General features: G+C 61.5%; 20 protein-coding genes. 10 read left to right on the plus strand and 10 right to left on the minus strand.

Translation table 11 applies throughout. The features are described from left to right. From gatB to VJV58_RS07355, 6 genes are all read right to left on the minus strand, one after another. Window positions 1–1,104, minus strand: a 1,104-nt coding sequence (gatB, locus tag VJV58_RS07330; RefSeq protein ID WP_324136673.1) for an Asp-tRNA(Asn)/Glu-tRNA(Gln) amidotransferase subunit GatB, incomplete at its 3' end; no start/stop codon positions are given. Beyond that, the gene (locus VJV58_RS07335; protein ID WP_324136674.1) at window positions 1,101–1,400 is read right to left on the minus strand and encodes a hypothetical protein; all 300 of its coding nucleotides are present in this window, start codon (window positions 1,398–1,400) and stop codon (window positions 1,101–1,103) included. The genes gatB and VJV58_RS07335, both read right to left, overlap by 4 nt. Then, window positions 1,397–2,869 carry an Asp-tRNA(Asn)/Glu-tRNA(Gln) amidotransferase subunit GatA gene (gene gatA / locus VJV58_RS07340; RefSeq protein ID WP_324136675.1) on the minus strand — a complete coding sequence of 491 codons (1,473 nt, stop codon included), beginning with the start codon at window positions 2,867–2,869 and terminating at the stop codon, window positions 1,397–1,399. Before gatA ends, VJV58_RS07335 begins: the two co-directional genes overlap by 4 nt. Then, the gene (locus tag VJV58_RS07345) at window positions 2,866–3,084 is read right to left on the minus strand and encodes a hypothetical protein (RefSeq protein ID WP_324136676.1); all 219 of its coding nucleotides are present in this window, start codon (window positions 3,082–3,084) and stop codon (window positions 2,866–2,868) included. The genes gatA and VJV58_RS07345 overlap by 4 nt, the downstream gene beginning before the upstream one ends. Before the next feature lie 65 nt (window positions 3,085–3,149). Continuing rightward, on the minus strand, window positions 3,150–3,437 hold the full coding sequence (gene gatC / locus VJV58_RS07350) for an Asp-tRNA(Asn)/Glu-tRNA(Gln) amidotransferase subunit GatC (protein ID WP_324136677.1): 288 nt from the start codon (window positions 3,435–3,437) through the stop codon (window positions 3,150–3,152). 81 nt (window positions 3,438–3,518) lie between these two features. After that, window positions 3,519–4,595 (minus strand): nitronate monooxygenase, encoded by a 1,077-nt coding sequence (locus tag VJV58_RS07355; protein ID WP_324136678.1) that lies wholly within the window; start codon window positions 4,593–4,595, stop codon window positions 3,519–3,521. Between the two features lie 205 nt (window positions 4,596–4,800). Between VJV58_RS07355 and ruvX the strand changes: the two genes are divergently transcribed. Beyond that, on the plus strand, window positions 4,801–5,283 hold the full coding sequence (ruvX, locus tag VJV58_RS07360; protein WP_324136679.1) for a Holliday junction resolvase RuvX: 483 nt from the start codon (window positions 4,801–4,803) through the stop codon (window positions 5,281–5,283). A gap of 21 nt (window positions 5,284–5,304) precedes the next feature. On the opposite strand, the gene VJV58_RS07365 is transcribed toward ruvX, so the two are convergent. Further along, on the minus strand, window positions 5,305–6,090 hold the full coding sequence (locus VJV58_RS07365) for a type II CAAX endopeptidase family protein (protein ID WP_324136680.1): 786 nt from the start codon (window positions 6,088–6,090) through the stop codon (window positions 5,305–5,307). A gap of 22 nt (window positions 6,091–6,112) precedes the next feature. Further along, window positions 6,113–7,756, minus strand: coding sequence for an acyl-CoA dehydrogenase family protein (locus VJV58_RS07370; RefSeq protein WP_324136681.1), 1,644 nt, complete (start codon window positions 7,754–7,756; stop codon window positions 6,113–6,115). Window positions 7,757–7,997: 241 nt separating this feature from the next. On the opposite strand from VJV58_RS07370, the gene VJV58_RS07375 reads away from it, so the two are divergent. Genes VJV58_RS07375 through plsY form a run of 3 tightly spaced genes read left to right on the plus strand, consistent with a single transcriptional unit; the run spans window position 7,998 to window position 10,888 of the window. Further along, window positions 7,998–8,951 carry an aspartate carbamoyltransferase catalytic subunit gene (locus VJV58_RS07375; RefSeq protein WP_324136682.1) on the plus strand — a complete coding sequence of 318 codons (954 nt, stop codon included), beginning with the start codon at window positions 7,998–8,000 and terminating at the stop codon, window positions 8,949–8,951. A gap of 6 nt (window positions 8,952–8,957) precedes the next feature. Continuing rightward, a complete protein-coding gene (locus VJV58_RS07380) occupies window positions 8,958–10,259 on the plus strand; it encodes a dihydroorotase (RefSeq protein WP_324136692.1) in 1,302 nt (433 codons plus the stop codon). 32 nt (window positions 10,260–10,291) lie between these two features. After that, complete coding sequence (gene plsY, locus VJV58_RS07385) at window positions 10,292–10,888, plus strand: glycerol-3-phosphate 1-O-acyltransferase PlsY (protein ID WP_324136683.1); 597 nt, start codon at window positions 10,292–10,294, stop codon at window positions 10,886–10,888. Window positions 10,889–10,891: 3 nt separating this feature from the next. On the opposite strand, the gene VJV58_RS07390 is transcribed toward plsY, so the two are convergent. Then, a complete protein-coding gene (locus tag VJV58_RS07390; RefSeq protein WP_324136684.1) occupies window positions 10,892–12,133 on the minus strand; it encodes an amidase in 1,242 nt (413 codons plus the stop codon). Window positions 12,134–12,354: 221 nt separating this feature from the next. On the opposite strand from VJV58_RS07390, the gene dprA reads away from it, so the two are divergent. From dprA to VJV58_RS07420, 6 genes are all read left to right on the plus strand, one after another. Next, the gene (gene dprA, locus VJV58_RS07395) at window positions 12,355–13,470 is read left to right on the plus strand and encodes a DNA-processing protein DprA (protein ID WP_324136685.1); all 1,116 of its coding nucleotides are present in this window, start codon (window positions 12,355–12,357) and stop codon (window positions 13,468–13,470) included. Between the two features lie 245 nt (window positions 13,471–13,715). Next, window positions 13,716–16,499, plus strand: a complete 2,784-nt coding sequence (topA, locus tag VJV58_RS07400; protein ID WP_324136686.1) for a type I DNA topoisomerase — start codon at window positions 13,716–13,718, stop codon at window positions 16,497–16,499. Between the two features lies 1 nt (window position 16,500). After that, on the plus strand, window positions 16,501–18,822 hold the full coding sequence (gene rnr, locus VJV58_RS07405; RefSeq protein WP_324136687.1) for a ribonuclease R: 2,322 nt from the start codon (window positions 16,501–16,503) through the stop codon (window positions 18,820–18,822). Further along, window positions 18,810–19,238, plus strand: a complete 429-nt coding sequence (locus tag VJV58_RS07410; protein ID WP_324136688.1) for a DUF983 domain-containing protein — start codon at window positions 18,810–18,812, stop codon at window positions 19,236–19,238. The genes rnr and VJV58_RS07410 overlap by 13 nt, the downstream gene beginning before the upstream one ends. A 33-nt stretch (window positions 19,239–19,271) precedes the next feature. After that, the gene (locus VJV58_RS07415; RefSeq protein WP_324136689.1) at window positions 19,272–20,000 is read left to right on the plus strand and encodes an NUDIX hydrolase; all 729 of its coding nucleotides are present in this window, start codon (window positions 19,272–19,274) and stop codon (window positions 19,998–20,000) included. Window positions 20,001–20,111: 111 nt separating this feature from the next. Then, on the plus strand, window positions 20,112–21,437 hold the full coding sequence (locus VJV58_RS07420; protein WP_324136690.1) for an LLM class flavin-dependent oxidoreductase: 1,326 nt from the start codon (window positions 20,112–20,114) through the stop codon (window positions 21,435–21,437). Between the two features lie 12 nt (window positions 21,438–21,449). On the opposite strand, the gene VJV58_RS07425 is transcribed toward VJV58_RS07420, so the two are convergent. Then, window positions 21,450–22,261 (minus strand): alpha/beta hydrolase (locus VJV58_RS07425; RefSeq protein WP_324136691.1); only part of this gene is annotated, 812 nt, incomplete at its 5' end.

The following is a 22,261-nucleotide window of genomic DNA, read 5'->3' on the forward strand; positions in this document are numbered from 1 at the left end:
GAACAGCTCATTGATAACCCAATTGGCCGCGAGTTTTCCGTCTCGAACCTTGTTGGCCAGCTTCGAGAGCACGGTCTCGAAGAAATCCGCGCTTTCGCGTTCAGCAACCAACACCCCGGCATCATATCGCGACAGCCCAAGCTGTGAAATGAACCGCGCCTCTTTCTGATCCGGAAGCTCGGGCAGGCTAGCCTTTAGCTCGGCAACATAAGCCTCGCTGAATTCGAGCGGTAGCAGATCGGGGTCCGGGAAATAGCGGTAGTCGTGCGCCTCTTCCTTGGAGCGCATCGAGCGGGTCTCGCCCTTGTTGGGATCGAAAAGCCGTGTTTCCTGATCGATAGCGCCACCATCTTCAATGATCTCGACTTGCCGGCGCGCCTCGTATTCGATCGCCTGACCGATGAAATTGATCGAGTTCATGTTCTTGATCTCGCAGCGGGTGCCGAGCGGCCCACCCGGTCTTCGCACAGAGACATTGACGTCAGCGCGCAACGAGCCTTTCTCCATGTCACCGTCGCAAGTGCCGAGATAGCGGAGGATCGAGCGCAGCTTCGCGACATACGCCTTGGCCTGCTCTGAAGAGCGGATATCGGGCTTCGATACGATTTCCATCAAGGCGACGCCGGACCGGTTGAGGTCCACGTACGACATCGTCGGGCTGCGATCGTGCAGTAATTTGCCGGCATCCTGCTCCAGATGCAGCCGCTCAATTCCGACCGTGACACTCGTGCCATCGGCCAGCTCGACGACCACTTCCCCTTCGCCCACGATCGGCGACTTGTACTGGCTGATCTGGTAGCCCTGCGGCGAATCTGGATAGAAATAATTCTTGCGGTCGAACACTGAGCGCAGATTGATCTGCGCGTTAAGGCCGAGCCCGGTGCGCACGGCCTGGCGCACGCATTCCTCGTTGATGACGGGCAGCATGCCGGGCATCGCCGCATCCACCAGCGAGACATGGGTATTCGGCTCGCCACCAAATTCCGTCGAAGCGCCGGAAAACAGCTTTGACTTGGAGGTGACCTGGGCATGGACTTCCAGCCCGATCACCATTTCCCAATCACCAGTGGAGCCCTTGATCAACTTTGTAGCCGTCGCGCTCATGTTCTCGGGCTCCCGAGCAACGTGGACGCGATCTGCTCCCATTCGGCTTCGACCGGACCGTCCGCCACTGGCTTGGACGCCCGCCGATACCAATAGCCCGCATTGCCGAGATCGCCTTCGGCGCGATGGAGATAGGCGTGCACCCAAGCCGCCTCGGTGCTCGAGTCATCCTGCGCTATCCTATGCGCCTGATCCCAGTCGCCCTTTGCCGCCCACCACAGTGCTGCAAGCGGTGCAGGCGACTGCGGCGCGGGCGCCGCGCCGGACAGACTTGCTTTGAACTCCGCCACGTTCACCACCACCTCGATGGCGTGAACCGGCCCGCCGCTTGCTCGACCACCTCGGCCAGCGAAAACAGTGTCTCCTCATCAAACGGTCGGCCGATCAGTTGCAGCCCGAGCGGCAATCCCTGTCCGTCTTTGCCAGCGGGCACTGCGATGCCCGGCAATCCGGCCATGTTTACCGTCACAGTGAAGATGTCATTGAGATACATCTCGATGGGATCGGCACCCTTCTCCCCGATGCCGAACGCCGCCGACGGGGTGGCCGGCGTCAGGATCGCCGAGACGCCGGTGGCGAAACAGCCCTCGAAATCTTTCTTGATCAGTGTTCGTACCTTCTGCGCACGCAAATAATAAGCGTCGTAGTAGCCGGCCGAAAGGACATACGTGCCGATCATCACACGGCGGCGCACTTCGGCGCCAAAGCCTTCGGCACGGGTGTTCTCGTACATCTCCCCGACGCTGCGGCCGGACGCGCGCAGTCCGTAGCGTACGCCATCATAGCGCGCGAGGTTCGACGAAGCCTCGGCGGGGGCGACAATATAGTACGCCGGCAACGCGTACTTGGTGTGCGGCAAGGACACGTCGACCAGTTCGGCGCCAGCCGCCTTCAACCAGGCCGCGCCATCGTTCCAGAGCTTTTCGATTTCCGCCGGCATGCCGTCCAGCCGATACTCACGCGGAATCCCGATCTTCATACCTTTGATGGATTTCCCGATCGCGGCCTCGTAGTCCGGCACTTCGCGATCGGCAGAAGTCGTGTCCTTCGGGTCATGACCCGCCATCGAGCGCATCAGGATCGCTGAATCACGTACGCTGCGCGCGATCGGTCCGGCCTGATCCAGCGAGGACGCGAACGCAACGATGCCCCAACGCGAACACCTTCCGTAGGTCGGCTTCAGCCCGACGGTAGCGGTAAAGGCGGCCGGCTGACGGATCGAACCGCCGGTATCGGTAGCGGTCGCGCCCATGCACAGAAGCGCCGCGACGGCGGACGCCGAACCGCCGGATGAGCCGCCTGGCACCAAGCTGGTGTTGGCGCCATTACGCCGCCATGGGTTGACGACCGGACCGAAGCGGGAGGTTTCGTTAGACGAGCCCATCGCGAACTCGTCGTTGTTGAGCTTGCCAAGCATCACCGCCCCGTCCCGCCAGAGCTGCGAGGTCACGGTGGACTCATAACTCGGCACGAAATCGCCAAGTATTTTTGAGCACGCGGTAGTTCGCACGTCTTTGGTCGCGAACAGGTCTTTGATCGCGAGCGGAATTCCAGCGAGCGGTCCGCCCTGCCCTTTTGCAATCTCGGCATCGGCCTTGCGCGCCATGTCGCGGGCCTGATCCGGCGTCTCCATCACGAACGCATTGAGCGCGCGCGCCGCCTCGATCGCATGGAGGTGGGCGTCGGTCAATTCAAGCGACGTAAAGGATTTGTTCGCAAGGCCGCCTCGAGCCTCGGCGAGCGTCAGTGATGTCAATTCGGTCATTTATTAACCGGACTGCAGAAGAACGGAGACAGCGTCTTGTCCTTGGACGGATCGTCGCGAAGATCCTCGCTGCGGATCTTGTCGGCAGCCTCCAGCGAGTCGAGCACGGCCTCGATGGCCTTCTCCGGATCAGCCGGCTTGCCTTGGCGCTCCATCGCATCGAGATAGTTCATGTAGGCCAGATAGGCCTTTTCATCGTCGCAGAGCAGACACATCGGATTTCCCGTCCCGAACCTGTATTGTTTGGCGCGACCGGCCAGTAACTCGAAAACCTGCGGATCTATTCGACAACCTTCGGCACCAGAAAAAAATGACTTTCCGTGGCCGGCGCGTTCCTGACGATGTCATCGGCGATCTCGCCGTCATTGACCTGGTCGCGCCGCTTTTTCATCTCCATCGGCGTGACTGAGGTCATCGGTTCGACGCCATCCACATCGACCTCCGACAACTGCTCCACGAACGCCAGCATCGCATTCAATTCACCCTGCAGATGCGTAATCTCGCTCTCAGCTACCGCGATGCGCGCGAGCTGAGCGATACGGCGTACGGTGGCGGCATCGACCGACATTCTATATATGGCCTCTAACGGCAAATTTCAGTCCGCCGTATAGCAGACGGGGGTTTTGCGCCGCAACCGCGAGCGGGCTTATCAGCCCGCCAGTTTGGCCATTCGAGAGAGGGCGTCGCCCGCCAGCGCCCGGGTTAGCTCGGCCGCCGGCATTTCGCGGCCGAGTCGCACCGCCTGTCCCGCCCAGACATTTGAGAAATCAATTTTGCCGAGCTTCTCGGCGGCAGCCTTGAGGGGCGCCAGGGCCGCCGCGGCATGCGGAAAAACCGGTGCGTCCGGAGAAATCGGACCGAGCTCACGCATCACGCGATTGGCGATCCCTCGCGCCGGGCGGCCGGTAATGACGTTCGTGATCACGGTAGAATCGTCCAGACCCTGAGAGAGTGCCGCGCGACCCGGGCCACTCACCCGGGCCTCGGGACAGCGCAGATAGGCCGTGCCGATCTGCACGCCAGCGGCACCCAGCGCGAATGCCGCCGCGATCCCCCGTCCATCCGCAATACCGCCGGCGGCCACTACCGGGACTTTCACCGCATCGACAACCTGCGGCACCAGCGCGAAAGTGCCGGGCTGTTCCGAAATATTTTCGGTCAGGAACATTCCCCGGTGGCCGCCGGCTTCGGCGCCCTGCGCGATAATCACGTCGGCGCCGTTTTCCTCCAGCCAGATCGCCTCCTTCACGATGGTGGCAGCGGCCATCACCTTGCACCCCGCGGCCTTGACCCGCTTGAGCAGAGTCCGGTCCGGCAGGCCGAAATGGAAGCTGACTATTTCCGGCTTTAGCTCCTCGACCACTTCGCACATGGCCGCGTCAAACGGAGCACGATTGGCGGCGTTGACCGGGGCGGCCGGGTCTAGCCCCAGCTCTTTATAATAGGGCACAAGCCGCTGTTTCCATCTGGCGTCGCGCGCCGGGTCGGACGAGAGCGGCTTGTGACAGAAGAAGTTCATGTTGAGCGGAGCAGACACCCGCTGACGGATGACATTGACCTGTTCGCGCGCCTTTTCGGCCGTCAACATGGCGCATGGAAGCGAACCGAGTGCGCCGCCTAGGGCCGCTGCGATCACCAGTTCCGCATCCATGGCCCCGGCCATGGGCGCGAGCACGATTGGAAACTCAGTCTTGAAAAGGTCGAGAATTCGTCGGTCTGGCCACATGAATTTGCTCGCAAAGGGTAAAGTTCGGAAGGCAGGAGTTGTGGTTGGTGCCAAGCATCACCGCTGGACCGAACCGACAATAGCAATCAAGTAATCGGCGAGCTATGCATTCGGCGAGCGCCTGACTCCAGCGCCGCGAGCGCGATCCCGCCGAACCAGCGTTACCGCTTTGCGCCTCATGGGGCCAACATGTTAAGCGAACGCGATGGCTGAGTTTATTCTTCCCCTGATCGACGCCGCTGCACGCTGGCCTGAGCGTGGCGCGCTAGTCGGCCTCGATCTCGGCACAAAAACCATCGGGGTCGCCGTATCCGATCCCGACCGCCGTCTCGCGACCGGGGTTGAGACCATCCAGCGCAACGCGTTCAAGACCGACGCCGCGCGCCTGTTGGCGATAGCGGGCGAGCGCAACGCGGTCGGTTTCGTCTTGGGGCTGCCCATCAACATGGATGCGAGCGAGGGACCGCGGGCACAATCCACTCGCGCCTTTGCCCGAAACTTTTCCAAGCTCACTGATTTGGTGATCGGCTTGTGGGATGAACGGCTCTCCACCGCCGCGGTCGAGCGCGAATTGATCGGGATGGACATGAGCCGCGCCCGGCGCGCAAAGGTGATCGACGAGCACGCCGCGATCTTCATCCTGCAAGGTGCGCTCGATCGGCTTGCAAAGCTGCGCGAAGCGAGCTGATTGGATTTCGCGGCAGACGCGTCAATTCGAGCCCGCAATCAGCATGGTCTGCGCCACCGCGGCCAGATTGTTCAATCCGTGCACGAAAATCGTCAACCACGTCGATTTGTAGCGATAGCGGAGATAACCCAGCAGAAGGCCGATCGAAAATACCTCGCCGAAGAAGAACCAGTCATACTGGAGATGCAGCGAGGTCCATATGACCGAAGACAGCAGGATTGCGCCCGCCGGCCCAAGAAACGATTCCGACCAACCACGATAGAGAAATCCACGCGCGAACAATTCCTCGGACACGGGCGCGGCGACGCAGAACGCGATCACCAGCACCCACAGCGCGCCATCGGCACGGGCTGAACGCAAGACGTCAGTCATGAAGCCGGGCGCAACCTCACGACCGGCCGCTCGCGACAATCCATCCCAAGCGATAACCAGGGCGGCCAGCGCCAATGTACCGATGATGAAGTTGATCCACGAGGTCCCGCGCAGCGCGAGATATTCGGAGAACGGCGTGCCCGTGGTTCGAATTGCGAGCCATAATGCGGCGAGCACAGCAGGCAATCCCGTGATGACAGAAAGCGAAATCGTCAGCCCGCCGCCGACGACACGAATCGCGGCGGCCGCCATGTCGATCGACCCCTCCGACCGCAACACGAACCATCCCACCACCGCCATTTGCCCAACGAACATCGCGGCGAACACGATCAAGCCCCATAGCGCGGTGCCCCAAAATTCCAAGATGCGTGGCGCGCGCTGAACCGGGATGAGCGATGGTGGGCCGGCTAAAAGGTCAGTATTGAGGGAGTCCATCGACTGCTTTCAAGATTGGTGTTCAGGGCAGCGCGCGCTCCAGCAAACCCCTGACATCAGCAGCTGCCAGATCAATGGCGCCATACATACTGCCGTGATTCAGCGCAAGCCTCGTCCGCCCGAACAATTCGGCGTGATGCGGCGATACCGCGTTTAGCGCCGCAGTCCCCGCGAGTAGTGCCAGCTTCTCGACCGCAAGCCGCGCGACGCGCTCTGAGTCCGGCCTGGCGAACGCCTTGCTGATGAAAATCACGGCATCGGCGGCGCCGGGCAGACCTGCGTTTTGCTTTGCGAGATCTTCCAGAACCGCGGTCGCCGCGTCGAGCTCGCGAGACAATGCTCGCAGCACGTCCAGGCACATCACATTGCCCGAACCTTCCCAAATCGCATTCACCGGCGACTCCCGATAGTGCCGCGCGAGAATGCCCTCTTCGACATACCCATTGCCGCCCAGGCACTCCATTGCCTCAAAGAGGAAACCGGGCGCGCTTTTGCATACCCAATATTTAATCGCGGGCGTCAGCAGCCGCATGTAGGCAGCTTCGCTTTGGCCGCCTGGCGCCTGGTCGAAGGAGCGGCACAACCGCATCACCAGCGCGATCGAAGCCTCGACATGCAGCGCCATGTCCGAAAGCACCGCCTGCATGAGCGGCTGGTCCGCCAAATGTTTCTGGAACACACTGCGAAATCTCGCGTGATGCAGCGCATGCGCGAGCCCCGATCGCATCAGGCCGGCGGAAGCAATCGCGCAATCCTGTCGTGTCAGTTGCACCATCTGGATGATGGTGCGGATGCCCTTGCCCTCGTCGCCGACGAGCACGCCATAGGCGTCCACGAATTCTACTTCGGAAGATGCATTGGATCGGTTGCCGAGCTTGTCCTTGAGCCGCTGGAAATGGATCGAGTTGATGGATCCATCCGGCCTGAAGCGCGGCATGAAGAAACAGCTTAGTCCCTCATCGGCTTGCGCAAGCACCAGAAACGCGTCGCACATCGGCGCCGACATGAACCATTTGTGCCCGGTGATGCGATAACCCTCGCCGTCGCGTGCCGCGCGGGTCATGTTGGAGCGCACGTCGGTGCCGCCCTGTTTCTCGGTCATTCCCATGCCCAGCGTCATGCCCCGCTTGGACCACCAGGGCGCGAAAGCAGCATCGTATGCGCGCGTCGAGATCACAGGCATCACTTTCGCGAGCAGATCCGGTGACGCCGCCAATGCCGCTACCGAAGCGCGCGTCATGGTGATCGGACACAAATGGCCGGTCTCAACCTGAGCCGCCATGTAGAACTTCGCCGCCCGAACCACTTCCGCCGCACCGCCGGATGGCTTGCCTTGTGCGGTCCATGTCGAATTGTGAATGCCTTCATGAGCGCTGCGCGCCATCAGTTCGTGATAGGCAGGATGAAATTCGACCTCGTCGAGCCTGTTGCCGCGGGAATCGAAGGTACGCAGCTTGGGCGCGTTCTCGTTGGCGATACGCCCGCGCGCTGCCATCGCCGCCGAACCCCAGTGCTGGCCGAACTCCGACAATTCCTGGGCGGCAGCAGCCCCGCCATTGGCCGCGACCGCGTCGATGAGAGGCCGATCCAACGCAAACAGATCGACCTCTTCAAATGGCGGCGATTGATTGAGCACCTCGTGGGTCGCGAACGTTGCCTGGACCATGAGCGCTTCCCTCGCTAAGTCGGATTCCGCGACATCAATTTACGCCGGAATAACCCCGGTTTGACACCAGGATGCAGTCAATTGTTGCAACGGATTACTGAAATCCTTACGCGCGGCAGCGCAATCGGGGCGACTTTGCGGCATGCGCGTTTACCGTGCTTGGGAGTGATCGGGGGATAAGTCATTGTGGCCCTATTGGCCCTTGCTCCCCCTTCCATCTCTGCCTATAGCTCTCGTTTTAATGACCTCCACATCGAAATCGACCTTTGTCCTCGGTCACCGGCACCTGCTGGGAATCGAGGGCCTTTCTGCTGACGATATCACCGGCCTGCTCGACCTCTCGGAGGAATATGTCGAGCTCAATCGCCAAGTCGATAAGAAGCGCACCTCATTGCGCGGCCGTACCCAAATCAATTTGTTTTTCGAAGCCTCGACCCGCACTCAATCCTCCTTCGAAATCGCCGGGAAACGGCTGGGCGCCGATGTCATGAACATGTCGGTCTCCTCCTCCTCGATGCGCAAAGGGGAAACCCTGGTCGATACCGCCGCCACGCTCAACGCGATGCATCCGGACATTCTGGTGGTGAGGCACCATGCCTCCGGCGCGGTCGAACTGCTCGCGCGCAAAGTTGACGGCTCAGTGATCAACGCCGGCGACGGGGCGCACGAACATCCGACCCAGGCGCTGCTCGATGCGCTGACGATTCGCCGCAACAAGGGCCGGCTGGAAGGTCTGGTGATTTCGATCTGTGGCGATGTGATGCATTCCAGAGTGGCGCGCTCCAACATCCTTCTGCTCAATACGATGGGCGCGCGGGTTCGGGTCGTCGCGCCTTCCACGCTGTTGCCACGCGGCATCGAACGAATGGGCGTCGAAGTGGCCCGCGACATGCGCGAGGGTCTCGATGGGGCGGATATCGTGATGATGCTGCGGCTGCAGCGCGAACGCATGAACGGCTCGTTCGTGCCATCATCGGGCGAGTATTTCCACTATTTTGGGCTGGACCAAAAGAAGCTCGCTTACGCCAAACCGGACGCGCTGGTGATGCATCCCGGACCGATGAATCGCGGCGTCGAGATCGATTCGATCGTCGCCGACGGTGCCCAATCCCTGATCCGCGAACAGGTGGAAATGGGAGTGGCGGTGCGGATGGCGGTGCTCGAAGCGCTCGCCCGCAACCTGCCTAACGCGTAGATGATCATGCTCACGGACCGCCGCCCGATCCTGCTCGCCAACGCCCGCCTGATCGATCCCTCGCGGAATATCGACGGCATCGGCGACGTGCTGATCGCGGATGGCACGATCCGGGAGTCGAGGCGTGGCATCGGCGCCGCCGGGGTGCCCGAAGGAACCGACATCATCAATTGCGCCGGCAAGATCGTGGCGCCCGGACTGATCGATATCCGCGCCTTTGTTGGCGAGCCCGGCGCGAGCCACCGCGAAACCTTTGCTTCCGCCAGCCAGGCCGCCGCGGCCGGTGGGATCACCACCATCATCTGCCAGCCCGATACGTCCCCCGTGATCGATAATTCGGCGACGGTGGATTTTGTGCTCCGACGTGCGCGCGACACGGCGATCGTCAACATCCAGCCGATGGCGGCGCTGACCAAGGGGTTACGCGGCGAGGAGATGACCGAGATCGGGCTGTTGAAGGCCGCGGGCGCGGTCGCATTCACCGATGGCGACAAGAGCATTACCAACGCGCAGGTGATGCGGCGCGCCCTGACCTATGCGCGGGATTTCGACGCGCTCATCGTGCACCACACGGAAGACCCGCATCTGGTAGGCGAAGGTGTCATGAATGAAGGCGAGTTCGCCGCCCGCCTGGGGTTGATCGGCATCCCCAATGCGGCCGAGGCAGTGATGCTGGAGCGCGACATGCGCCTGGTCGCGTTGACCGGAGGACGTTATCACGCGGCTTCACTCAGCTGCATCGAATCCCTGGATATTCTAAAGCGCGCTCGCGACGCTGGTCTGTCCGTGAGCGCCTCGGTGTCGGTCAATCACCTGACGCTAAACGAAAACGACATCGGTCCCTACCGGACATTCCTGAAGCTGTCGCCCCCGCTGCGCACCGAGGATGACCGCGCTGCGTTGGTCGCCGCGCTGGCGTCAGGGTTAATTGACGTGGTGATGTCCGATCACAATCCGCAGGATGTAGAGGTTAAGCGGCTGCCCTTCGCTGAGGCCGCTTCCGGCGCTATCGGACTGCAGACGATGCTGCCGGCTGCGCTGCGGCTGATCCACAGCGGGGACATAGATTTCAAGATCTTGATACGCGCGATGTCGACGCGCCCGGCCGAGCTACTTGGGTTGCCGGGCGGAACGCTGCGCGCCGGCTCTCCGGCTGACGTGATCGTTATTGATGCGGAAACGCCCTGGGTGCTTGATCCCGTCGACATCAAATCGCAATGCAAGAATACACCGTTTGACGAAGCGCGGTTTTCGGGTCGCGTAGTGCGCACCATCGTTGGTGGACGGACTGTCTATGAACACGTCTGATCCCCGCGGAATTTAGGTAAGGGAGAACGGCGATGTCATCTGACGCATTTCTGCCGTTGGCGTTCATTCTCGGTTACCTGCTGGGCTCGATTCCGTTCGGACTGATCTTCACCAGATTGGCAGGCACTCAGGATCTGCGCACGATCGGTTCCGGAAATATCGGCGCGACCAACGTGCTGCGGACGGGACGCAAAGGCATCGCCGCGGCGACGCTGCTCTGCGACGCCCTGAAGGGCACGCTGGCCGTCATCATCGCCGGCTATTTTGGCGGCCCCAACGCCGCCATGCTGGCGGCGCTCGGCGCCTTTCTCGGCCATATCTTTCCGATATGGCTGAAGTTTAAGGGTGGCAAAGGCGTGGCGGTCTATATCGGCACACTCATCGGCTTGTTCTGGCCAGCCGCTGCTGTGTTTTGCGTAATATGGATTTCGACGGCCTTGACCTCACGTTACTCTTCGCTGTCCGCCCTGGTTGCGAGCGTTGTGACGCCGATCTTTCTGTGGTGGTTTGGGCACCCGGCGCTGGCGTCGCTGTTTGCCGTACTGACCCTGCTGTTGTTCTACATGCACCGCGAAAACATCCGCCGATTGCAAGCGGGCACCGAAGACAGGATCGGTGGAACGAAGTAACTCCTATCTTCGCGCAAGCGCCTCCTCAATGAAGCGTGCCGCTGTCAGCGCGCCAGCATCGTTGCCAAATCGTGCGATCACCTGAACTCCGACCGGCAGTCCGCCCTCGACTTCAATAGCGGGGACGTTGACGCAGGGCACGCCCATGAGTGTCCAGAGTTTGTTGAATCGGGTATCACCGGTCGAGGCGAGCCCCTTCGGGGCGGCACCCGGCGCGGAGAAGGTCAACAGCACGTCCACCTGCTCGAATAAGCCTGACAATGCCTTTCGGCCGCGGTTCGCTGTCCTTCGCGCCTCATCGTAGTCGGCCGGACGGATGCCGCTTGTCTCATCAAGTTTCGCGCGCAGCAACGGCGGCATCGCTTCGTATCGGGTCTCGTATTCCCATGCGAGGGCCTGATGGGCCTCGAATTCCTGCACGGTCTCGTGCGCGTCCCACCCTTCCGCCATTGCCTCGGGTAAATCGAGCGTGCCAACGGAAGCGCCGGCGCGTGCCGCCGCATCAGCCGCGACCCGCAGCGCTTGCGTGCTTTCCTGGTCCGGCGCACTCGCAAAATCCTGGGTCACGATGCCAATGCGCAGTCGCTCGATTGGCGGACCGGGCAAAAGTTCAGACCGGTTGGTTATGGCCGACAGGCCGTGCGCCAGATCTCGCACACCCGCGGCGAACAGGCCGACGGTATCCAGCGTCCACGAAAAACACTTCACGCCGACCGTCGGAAGCATCCGGAACGAAGGCTTGATCGCAGCCACACCACAATACGAAGCCGGTCGGATCACCGAGCCGCCGGTCTGCGTGCCCAGCGCGAGCGGAATCATGCCGGCCGCGACCGCGGCCGCCGACCCTGACGACGATCCGCCCGGGGTATGATCTGGATTGCGCGGATTGCGCGTAGCGGTCGGATCGCGCGAGGCGAACCCGGTGGTGGTAGTCTTGCCGACCACGGTCGCCCCGGCCTGTCTCAGCATCATCACGACGGGCGCATCCGCGCGCGGCCGCCAGCCCGCGTAAATCTTCGACCCCATTTCAGTCGGAAAGTCCGCGGTGTCGATGATATCCTTCACGCCCACGGCGATCCCGCGCAGCGCACCGCTGGCGGCGGCGCGGGGCGCTTCCGCCCGACAGACGAACGCGCCGATCTTTTTCTCGTGCTGGCTGATCGCTTCCAGAGAGCGTGCAAGCGCATCGTCGGCGGAAAGCTTGCCGGATTCGATATGGCTTTGGAGTTCGGCGAGCGAGATCATCGGCATCATTCCCTGCGAAAAAGCCGGGACCGCTTTTACGCAGCGAGACCAGATGGGGCAAGCGGCCGAGACTGGTCGCGGCGACATGGCCGCAAATCACTTCCTGCTCGCAGTCCTGCCGAAGATCTGATCGGCACGCCGCCCGCGAATACCCGTATTAGGTCATTACGGCATTGCTCACACGTTCAAGTTGATCCACAGTCGCGCCGCGCGAGGACCACATGGATCAACGAACACCAGTCACAACCCATCTGAATGACGTGCAGCGGATCGATTGGCTGCGCCTGATCCGCAGCGACAACGTCGGGCCGCGCACGTTTCGTTCGCTGATCAATCATTTTGGCAGCGCCCGAAGCGCGTTGGAGAGGCTACCAGCCCTGGCGCAGCGGGGCGGCGCGGCACGACCTGCGCGTATCTGCAGCGAACAAGATGCGCAAGCCGAGATCGCCGCCAGTAATCGCTTGGGCGTCACTCTTCTGGCACCCGGGGAGACCGGCTATCCGCCCCGTCTTGCAGCACTTGAGGACGCCCCGCCGCTGCTCGCGGTCCGCGGCACGCCGGAGGCGCTGATGCGGCCGATGATCGCGATAGTCGGTTCACGCAATGCGTCGGGGGCGGGATTGAAATTTGCGGGCGCGATTGCGCGCGATCTCGGGGACGCGGGATTCGTCATCGCATCGGGATTGGCGCGCGGCATCGATCAGGCCGCGCACCGCGCCAGTCTGGCCACCGGCACCGTCGCCGTGCTGGCCGGAGGCCATGACAGGATTTATCCGCCCGAGCACGAAGACTTGCTGGCGCAATTGCTGGACGCCGGCGGAGCCGCAATTTCCGAGATGCCGGTTGGGCACGTGCCCCGCGCTCGCGATTTTCCGAGGCGGAACCGATTGATCTCGGGCACCTCGCTCGGCGTCGTGGTTGTCGAAGCCGCGCATCGTTCTGGCTCGCTGATCACCGCTCGCGTTGCAGCCGAACAGGGTCGCGAGGTTTTCGCCGTGCCAGGCTCGCCGCTCGATCCGCGCGCAGCCGGGACCAACGATTTAATCAAGCAGGGCGCGACACTGACGACGGGAGCATCCGACGTCATCGATGCGGTCGAGCCGATTATGGGGCGGCCACTCGCGGTTCGCGAACCCGACGACGAACCGCTCGCTCCCGAGCCGGATGCCAGCGATCGCGACCGCCTCATGAGTCTGCTCGGGCCAAGCCCGGTCCTGCTGGACGATCTGATCCGCATGGCCGGGACCTCGCCCGCGATCGTTCGCACTGTGCTGCTCGAGCTTGAGCTTGCCGGACGGCTCGAACGCCTGGGAGGAGGACTGATGTGCCTGATCTGAGCGCGGGGAACCGCCGCTTGGCGAAAAAGGACCAGAACCGCATCTTTCGCCGGTCATGCGCCTATTGGGGCACAACTAACCCGTGCAATTCACATCCATTTAGATAGGAAATTGCTGCCAAAACCGGGCCCGTCGCAATTTGGCCATTTGACAGGGGGCTCTGCTGCACCCATGTTCGGGACGAAACGGCCGACGCGAATCTCGCGGAGCAGGCCTTTATTTTTCCCCTAAGCCATTGGAATGACATGAATATCGTCATTGTCGAGTCGCCGGCGAAGGCCAAGACGATCAATAAATATTTGGGAGCCTCCTACGAGGTTCTGGCCTCGTTCGGCCATGTCCGGGACCTTCCGGCAAAAAACGGGTCCGTCGATCCCGACGCCAATTTCCAGATGATCTGGGAGGTTGATCCGAAAGCTGCCGGCCGCCTGAACGACATCGCGAAGGCATTAAAGGGCGCCGATCGGCTGATCCTGGCGACCGACCCCGATCGCGAGGGAGAGGCGATCTCCTGGCACGTGCTGGAGGTCTTGAAGGAGAAACGTGCGCTCAAGGACCAGAAGATCGAGCGCGTGGTGTTCAATGCCATCACCAAACAGGCGGTATCCGAAGCGATGAAGCATCCGCGCCAGATCGATGGTGCGCTGGTGGATGCTTATATGGCGCGCCGCGCGCTGGATTATCTGGTCGGCTTCACGCTCTCCCCGGTATTGTGGCGCAAATTGCCGGGCGCGCGTTCCGCGGGAAGAGTGCAGTCGGTGGCGCTGCGCCTCGTGTGCGACCGCGAACTGGAGATCGAAAAATTCGTTCCGCGCGAATACTGGTCCCTGCTCGCTACCTTGGCGACGCCGCGCGGCGAAGCGTTCGAGGCACGGCTGGTCGGAGCGGACGGCAGGAAGATACAGCGTCTCGACATCGGCACCGGCGCGGAAGCCGAGGATTTCAAGAAAGCGATCGAGGCGGCAAGTTTCACGGTGTCGAGCGTCGAGGCAAGGCCCGCACGGCGCAATCCGCAGGCGCCCTTCACCACTTCGACCCTGCAGCAGGAAGCCAGCCGCAAATTAGGGTTCGCGCCGGCTCACACCATGCGGATCGCGCAACGGCTCTATGAAGGGATCGATATCGGTGGAGAAACCACGGGTCTCATCACCTATATGCGGACCGATGGCGTGCAGATCGACAATTCGGCGATCACCCAGGCGCGCAAGGTAATCGGCGAGGACTATGGCAACGCATATGTGCCGGACTCTCCGCGGCAGTACCAGGCCAAGGCCAAGAACGCTCAGGAAGCGCACGAAGCTATTCGCCCGACCGACCTGTCGCGCCGACCTGCCGAAATGCGCCGCCGCCTCGATACCGATCAGGCCCGGCTTTATGAACTGATCTGGACCCGCACCATCGCGAGCCAGATGGAATCCGCTGAATTGGAGCGCACCACGGTCGATATCAGGGCGGCGGCAGGGTCGCGTGTGCTCGAACTGCGCGCCAGCGGCCAGGTAATAAAATTCGACGGCTTCCTGGCACTCTACCAGGAAGGGCGCGACGATGACGGCGATGATGATGATAGCCGCCGGCTCCCCGCCATGAGCGAAGGAGAACCACTCAAGCGGCAGGATCTTTCCGTCACGCAGCACTTTACCGAGCCACCGCCGCGTTTTTCCGAAGCTTCGCTGGTGAAGCGGATGGAGGAACTGGGAATTGGTCGACCGTCGACTTACGCTTCGATTCTGCAGGTGTTGAAGGATCGCGGCTACGTCAAGCTCGAGAAAAAGCGCCTGCATGGCGAGGACAAGGGCCGCGTTGTCGTCGCCTTCCTCGAAAACTTCTTCGCCCGCTACGTCGAATATGATTTTACCGCGGACCTGGAAGAGCAACTCGATCGCATCTCGAACAACGAGATTTCCTGGCAGCAGGTACTCAAGGATTTCTGGCGCGACTTCATCGGCGCCGTCAACGACATCAAGGATCTCCGCGTAACGCAGGTGCTGGATGCGCTCGACGATATGCTGGGGCCGCACATCTACGCGCCCCGCGAGGACGGCGGCGATCCCCGGCAATGCCCGAGTTGCGGAACGGGACGGCTCAATCTGAAGGCTGGAAAATTCGGCGCGTTCGTCGGCTGCTCGAATTATCCTGAGTGCCGCTATACTCGGCCACTTGCCGCAGATGGCGAAGCAAGTGCTGATCGTATCCTCGGCAAGGATCCGGTTTCCGGTCTTGACGTAATGGTAAAGGCCGGACGCTTCGGGCCCTATATCCAACTCGGCGAGCAAAAAGATTATGCGGAGGGTGAAAAGCCCAATCGCGCGGGCATCCCCAAGAACATGTCGCCTTCGGACATCGAGCTCGATGTGGCGCTGAAGCTGCTGTCGCTACCGCGCGAAATTGGCAAGCATCCCGAAACCGGTGAGCCGATTACGGCCGGGCTCGGCCGCTTCGGGCCGTTCGTCAAACATGAGAAGACCTATGCCAGCCTCGAAGCCGGTGATGAGGTGTTCGATATCGGATTGAATCGAGCGGTCACGCTGATTGCCGAGAAAATCGCGAAAGGTCCGAGCGGTCGGCGGTTCGGCGCTGATCCCGGCAAACCGCTCGGTGATCACCCGACGCTCGGTGGCGTGGCTGTCAAAAGCGGCCGCTACGGCGCCTATGTGACGGCTGGCGGCGTCAACGCCACCATTCCGAGTGACAAGACACCCGATACAATAACCCTGCCAGAGGCAATCGCGTTGATCGACGAGCGCGTTGCAAAGGGGGGCGGCAAGCCAAAGCGCGGCGCCAAGGGCGGCAATAAATCGAAGCCTGCAAAGACCACGAAAACCGAAGCGGATGCGAGTACGACAAAGCCGGCCAAGAAGGCGGCTGTAAAAAAAGCTGCTGCAAAGCCGAAATCTTCGGTTTCGAAGCCGAAGTCGGAGGCCGTCAGCAAGGCCCGCGGGCCGGCAACGTCCGCAGCCAAGAGATCTGCATCGAAACCCGCAGCCGCCAATAAAGCGCCGGCGAAGAGCGCCGGGAAAGCGCGGGGATAACGTGGCCAAGCGTCGCGAAAGTGGTTTTCCGGCCCGGGACGCCATCGTGGCCTTCATCCGCGCGCATCCGGGAAAGGTCGGAACCCGCGAGATCGCGCGCGAGTTCGGGCTCAAGAACGCAGATCGTGCAGAGCTAAAACGTATCCTGCGCGAGCTGGCCGACGAAGGCGAAATTGAAAAGCGCGGCAAGAAAATCAGCGAGCCTGCTGTATTGCCCGCAACGCTAGTGGCCGACATCACCGGCCGCGATAGCGATGGTGAATTGGTTGCCGTACCGGCCGAATGGGATGAGGTCGAAAGCGGCGAGCCGCCGAAGATACGCATCCATATTCCGAGACAATCGCGGCCGGGCACGGCGCCGGGAGTCGGAGATCGCGCTTTACTGCGAATAGAAAAACTCGAAGTGCCCGATGCCGCTGTCTATCGCGGACGGGTTATCAAGATCATCGATCACGCCAAGACACGCGTGCTCGGAATCTTCCGTGCGCTGCCGGGCGGCGGCGGCCGGCTTGTTCCGGTCGACAAAAAGCAGGCCGGTCGGGAGTTGAACATTGCCAAGGCCGATAGCGGCGGTGCCGAGGATGGCGATCTCGTCAGCGTCGATCTCGTCCGCTCGCGAGGTTTTGGTCTTGCCTCCGGAAAGGTGAAGGAGCGGCTAGGATCGCTCGCCTCGGAAAAGGCCGTTAGCCTGATCGCGATCCATACTCACGAAATTCCTCAATCGTTCTCACCGGCCGCTTTGCGCGAAGCCGAAGAGGCGAAGCCTCCCGACTTGAAAGGACGCGAGGACTGGCGCGACGTGCCGCTGGTCACGATCGATCCACCTGATGCCAAAGATCACGATGACGCGGTTCACGCGCAGGCAGATCCCGATCCGAACAACAAAGGCGGCTATATCATCAATGTCGCCATCGCCGATGTCGCGTTCTATGTACGGCCCGGATCGGCGCTCGATCGCGATGCGCTGGCGCGCGGCAATTCAGTTTACTTCCCCGATCGCGTCGTACCGATGCTGCCGGAACGCATCTCCAACGATCTCTGTTCGCTGGTGCCGGGCGAGCCGCGTGGCGCGCTCGCGGTGCAGATGGTGATCGGACATGACGGCCGAAAACGTTCGCACAGCTTTCATCGCATCCTGATGCGCTCGGCGGCCAAGCTGCATTATGCACAGGCGCAGGCGGCAATCGATGGAAGGCCGGACGACACCACCGGCCCACTGCTCGCTCCCATTTTAAAGCCGCTTTATGACGCCTACGCGGTCGTGAAGCGTGCGCGCGAAGAACGCGACCCGCTCGATCTGGATATTCCCGAACGCAAGATTTTGCTCAAGCCCGATGGCACCGTGGATCGAGTCGTCGTTCCCGAACGGTTGGACGCTCACAAGCTCATCGAGGAATTCATGATCCTCGCAAACGTCGCCGCTGCCGAAATGCTTGAAAAGAAGTCGCTGCCGCTTATTTATCGGGTGCACGACGAACCGACGCTCGAGAAGGTTCATAACCTCCAGGAATTCTTGAAGACTCTCGATCTGCCGTTCGCGAAAGCTGGCGCGCTACGCCCTTCACTGTTCAATCGCGTGCTGGCGCAGGTCAAGGGACACGATGCCGAACCGCTGGTAAATGAAGTAGTGTTGCGCTCGCAAGCCCAGGCCGAATATGCCGCAGAGAATTACGGCCACTTCGGACTCAATCTGCGGCGCTATGCGCATTTTACTTCGCCGATCAGGCGATACGCCGATCTGGTCGTGCACCGTGCCTTGATCCGTGGACTCGGGCTCGGCGAAGGTGCGTTGCCACAGTCCGAAACGGTGGAAACGCTCACCGAGGTCGCCGCCCAAATTTCGCTTACCGAACGCCGCGCGATGAAAGCAGAGCGCGAAACAGCCGATCGGCTGATCGCGCATTTTCTGGCTGATCGCATCGGCGCTACGTTTCAGGGCCGCATTTCCGGGGTGACCCGCGCGGGTCTGTTCGTGAAGCTGACGGACACCGGCGCGGACGGATTGATTCCGATCCGCACCCTCGGCACCGAGTATTTCAACTATGACGAGGCCCGCCACGCGCTGGTCGGCTCCCGCAGTGGGGCCATGCATCGGCTGGGGGATGTCGTCGATGTCCGTCTGGTAGAAGCTGCACCTGTGGCTGGGGCATTGCGTTTCGAACTGCTATCGGAGGGCAAACCGATGCCGCGCGGTGGCAGGCGCCAGGACACTTCCCGGCCTCGGGCCGCCGCGCATCCGGGGCGCAGCCTTCGCAGGAAAGATCGCCGACCAGGAAAGAGCAGGACCGGCAAATCGAAAAAAGGCAAGTCATGGAAAGCCTGAGCGCGCGCCCAATCGTCTGGACCAGGGAAACCGCGATAACTGAAAAGCGGAATGTCTGGAGGGCGTTGAAACGCGGCTTCCGCGGAGTCTGTCCCCGCTGTGGCGGAGGAAAACTGTTTCGAGCGTTTTTGAAAGTGGACGATCAGTGCAGCGCATGCGGTCTGGATTTCACGCCGCACCGCGCCGACGATCTGCCCGCTTATCTCGTGATCATCATCGTCGGTCACTTGGTGGTGCCGTTGGCGTTGATGATTGAAACCAACTACTCGCCTCCGGTAACATTACAATTATCGATCTACTTGCCGCTTACCCTGTTGTCGTCGCTCTTGCTGTTGCAGCCGGTGAAAGGAGCCGTGGTCGGCGTGCAGTGGGCACTGCGAATGCATGGATTCGATGAGCTAAATCCAACGGAATAGTCGGAGGCTCGACAATAAGGGCATCAGGAGCACATGAGCGAGACTGAAAAGATCGAGAAGGAAGCCGATCATCACCCCTATCGCCGCCCGGTAGATGCCGCCACGCTGATCCTGGTCGATCGTAGCGTCTCCACGCCAAAGGTTCTGGTAGGCAAGCGCCACGACAAGGTGGTGTTCATGCCCGGCAAATTTGTTTTCCCTGGCGGTCGCGTCGACAAAGCCGATAATCGCGTACCCGTCGCTGCGCCCATTCCCAAGGCGCTTGAACAAAATCTTCTGAAAGGAAGCCCCAAGATCACGGCCTCGCGCGCGCGTTCCCTCGCAATCGCCGCGATCCGCGAGGCCTGCGAGGAAACCGGTCTCTGTCTCGGACGCAAGGGCAATGGGATCGCGCCAAAGCTCGATGGCGCGTGGAAGCCGTTTGCGGAGGCGGGTCTGCTGCCCGATCCATCCGGGCTTTTTTTGATCGCCCGCGCGATCACCCCACCCGGCCGGGTACGCCGCTTCGACACCCGGTTCTTCACGGCCGACGCTTCCGCCATCGCTCATCGCGTGGAGGGCGTAATCCATGTGGACGCCGAGCTGGTGGAGCTGGTCTGGGTAGAGATCGGATCAAAGCCGCTTGCGGATCTGCATGCGATGACCAAGAACGTCCTGAATGAGCTCGAACAACGTCTCGCAAACGGACCGCTGCGCCATGATGCGCCGGTGCCGTTCTTCCATTTCTACGGCGGCAAGATGCAGAAGGATGTGCTCGCTTGAGCAGATCGCGGCCGGCGAGCGCATTGCCACGAGCTGTCGCGCGCGCCAGATAATTTCGGACTTCGCGTGCTGCTGCCAAGTCGCGGAAAGTCCTTGCGGGAACAGAGAGAGATGGCCAAACGTCAGTTGCGTCTAGGCGCGTTCATGCGGCCGGTCAGCATTCATACAGGAGCGTGGCGCTATCCCGGCGCGTGGCCGGACGCCAATTTCGCTTTTGGGCATATCAAGCGGCTGATCCAGAAACTTGAAGCCGGAAAATTCGACGCCTTCTTCATGGCCGACCACCTGGCCGTGCTCAACATGCCGATAAACGCCTTGAAGCGCAGCCATACCGTCACCTCGTTCGAGCCGTTCACGCTGCTGTCGGCGCTCGCGGGCGCGACCGAGCATATCGGGTTGATCGCGACGGGTTCGACCACTTTCGATGAGCCCTATCATGTCGCCCGCCGCTTCGCTTCGCTCGATCACATCAGCGGCGGCCGCGCTGGATGGAACATCGTCACCACTTCGAATCCCGATGCGGCACTCAATTTCGGACTCGAAGATCACATGGAGCACGCCGAGCGCTATAAGCGCGCCCGCGAATTCTACGATGTGGTGACCGGGCTGTGGGATTCATTCGCTGACGACGCCTTCGTGCGTGACGTCGAGGCGGGTCTTTATTTCGATCCGGCCAAAATGCACGTCCTCAATCACAAGGGAAAATATCTTTCGGTTCGCGGTCCGCTCAACATTGCTCGTCCGGTGCAGGGTTGGCCGGTGATTGTCCAGGCCGGCGCGTCCGAAGATGGCAAGCAGTTGGCAGCGGAGACAGCAGAGGCCGTGTTCACCGGCGGCGGCAGCCTCGCGGACGGACAAAAACTTTACGCGGACATCAAGGGCCGCATGGACCGGCTCGGCCGCAACCGCGATGACCTCAAGATTTTGCCGGGTGCCTTCGTGGTGGTTGGCGACAGCGTCGAGGAAGCCCGCGAAAAGCGCGCGCTGCTCGACAGCAAGGTGCATTACGACAGCGCCATTGCTTCGCTGTCCGTGATCCTCGGGACCGATGCATCGGGGTTTGACCCCGACGGGCAATTGCCGCCGATTCCCGAGACCAATGCCAGCAAGAGCGGCCGCCAGCGTCTCGTCGACGTCGCCGCCCGAGACAAGCTCACGGTGCGCCAGCTTGCTCAGCGCGTCGGCGGCTATGGCGGACTGTCGTTTGTCGGCACGCCGGGCGTGATTGCAGATCAGATGGAGGAATGGCTCACCAGCTACGGGTGCGACGGTTTCAACATCATGTTTCCGTTCTTGCCCGCAGGGCTGGACGATTTCGTCGACAAGGTCATTCCTGAGCTACAGAGCCGCGGCATCTTCAGGCGCGAATATGTAGGCAAGACGCTACGGGAAAATTTGGGCCTACCGAGGCCCAAAAATCGATTCTTTGAGTCTTAGCTTTCAGGCCGCTCAGGCGGGAAGGTGCGCCCGGAGGAAGGAGCGGATCTGGCGGATCGCCAAGGGTATCCGCTCCTTCGGCTCCTTCCATGGAAACATGCTCACTTCAGCTTTTGGAGCGAGCATGGCGGCTTCCATCGCGACGGCGTATGGATGCGCCGGAATATCATCCGGCAGTATCAGTACCGGCGTTTGGCAATTGCGCACGAAGTCACGCGTCACCGTGAAGACGAAATCCGGGTTTGTGCGGTACATCCTGGTCAGGAACTTATCGACCATTTCCATCGTGATGTCCGTACTGCGCGCGGCTAAATCCGGGCCCCAGTTCTTCATGTTGCCTTCGTAGAAAAGGTCGCGCATCTCCGGACGAGATCCGCTGGGCTGCGCCAACACAGCAGCGACGATGCGCTCGGGCGCCCGGCGCAGCAGGTTCCAGATCATGGGACCACCAATGCAGAATCCCAACACCAGAAACTTGTCGATGCCCAGATGATCCATCAAGCCGAGATGGTCGCCGGTGAAGGCGTCCCATGGCCGGTCGATTTCGAGCGGGCCCGAGGACTGCCCGTCCTTGGCGTTGCGCAGGTCCGAAGCGATGCAACGATACTCGCCTTTGAATTCCTCCATCGGATTGAACGGTGAGTTGCTGGTCAGGTTGCCAATGGTTGAATTCAATCCACCGCCGGCAATCACCAGCAATGGGAAACCGGATCCGACCTCTTCGTAGTGAATGCGAATGTCGCCCTTTTCATAGAAGCCCATGACGCCTCCTCCCCCTGCTGCGCAAACAGCCGCGCGGGCGCGCTGGCCGCAGCCGTCGCCGC

The sequence above is a fragment of the Bradyrhizobium sp. genome (assembly GCF_035273305.1).
Lineage (GTDB): Bacteria > Pseudomonadota > Alphaproteobacteria > Rhizobiales > Xanthobacteraceae > Bradyrhizobium.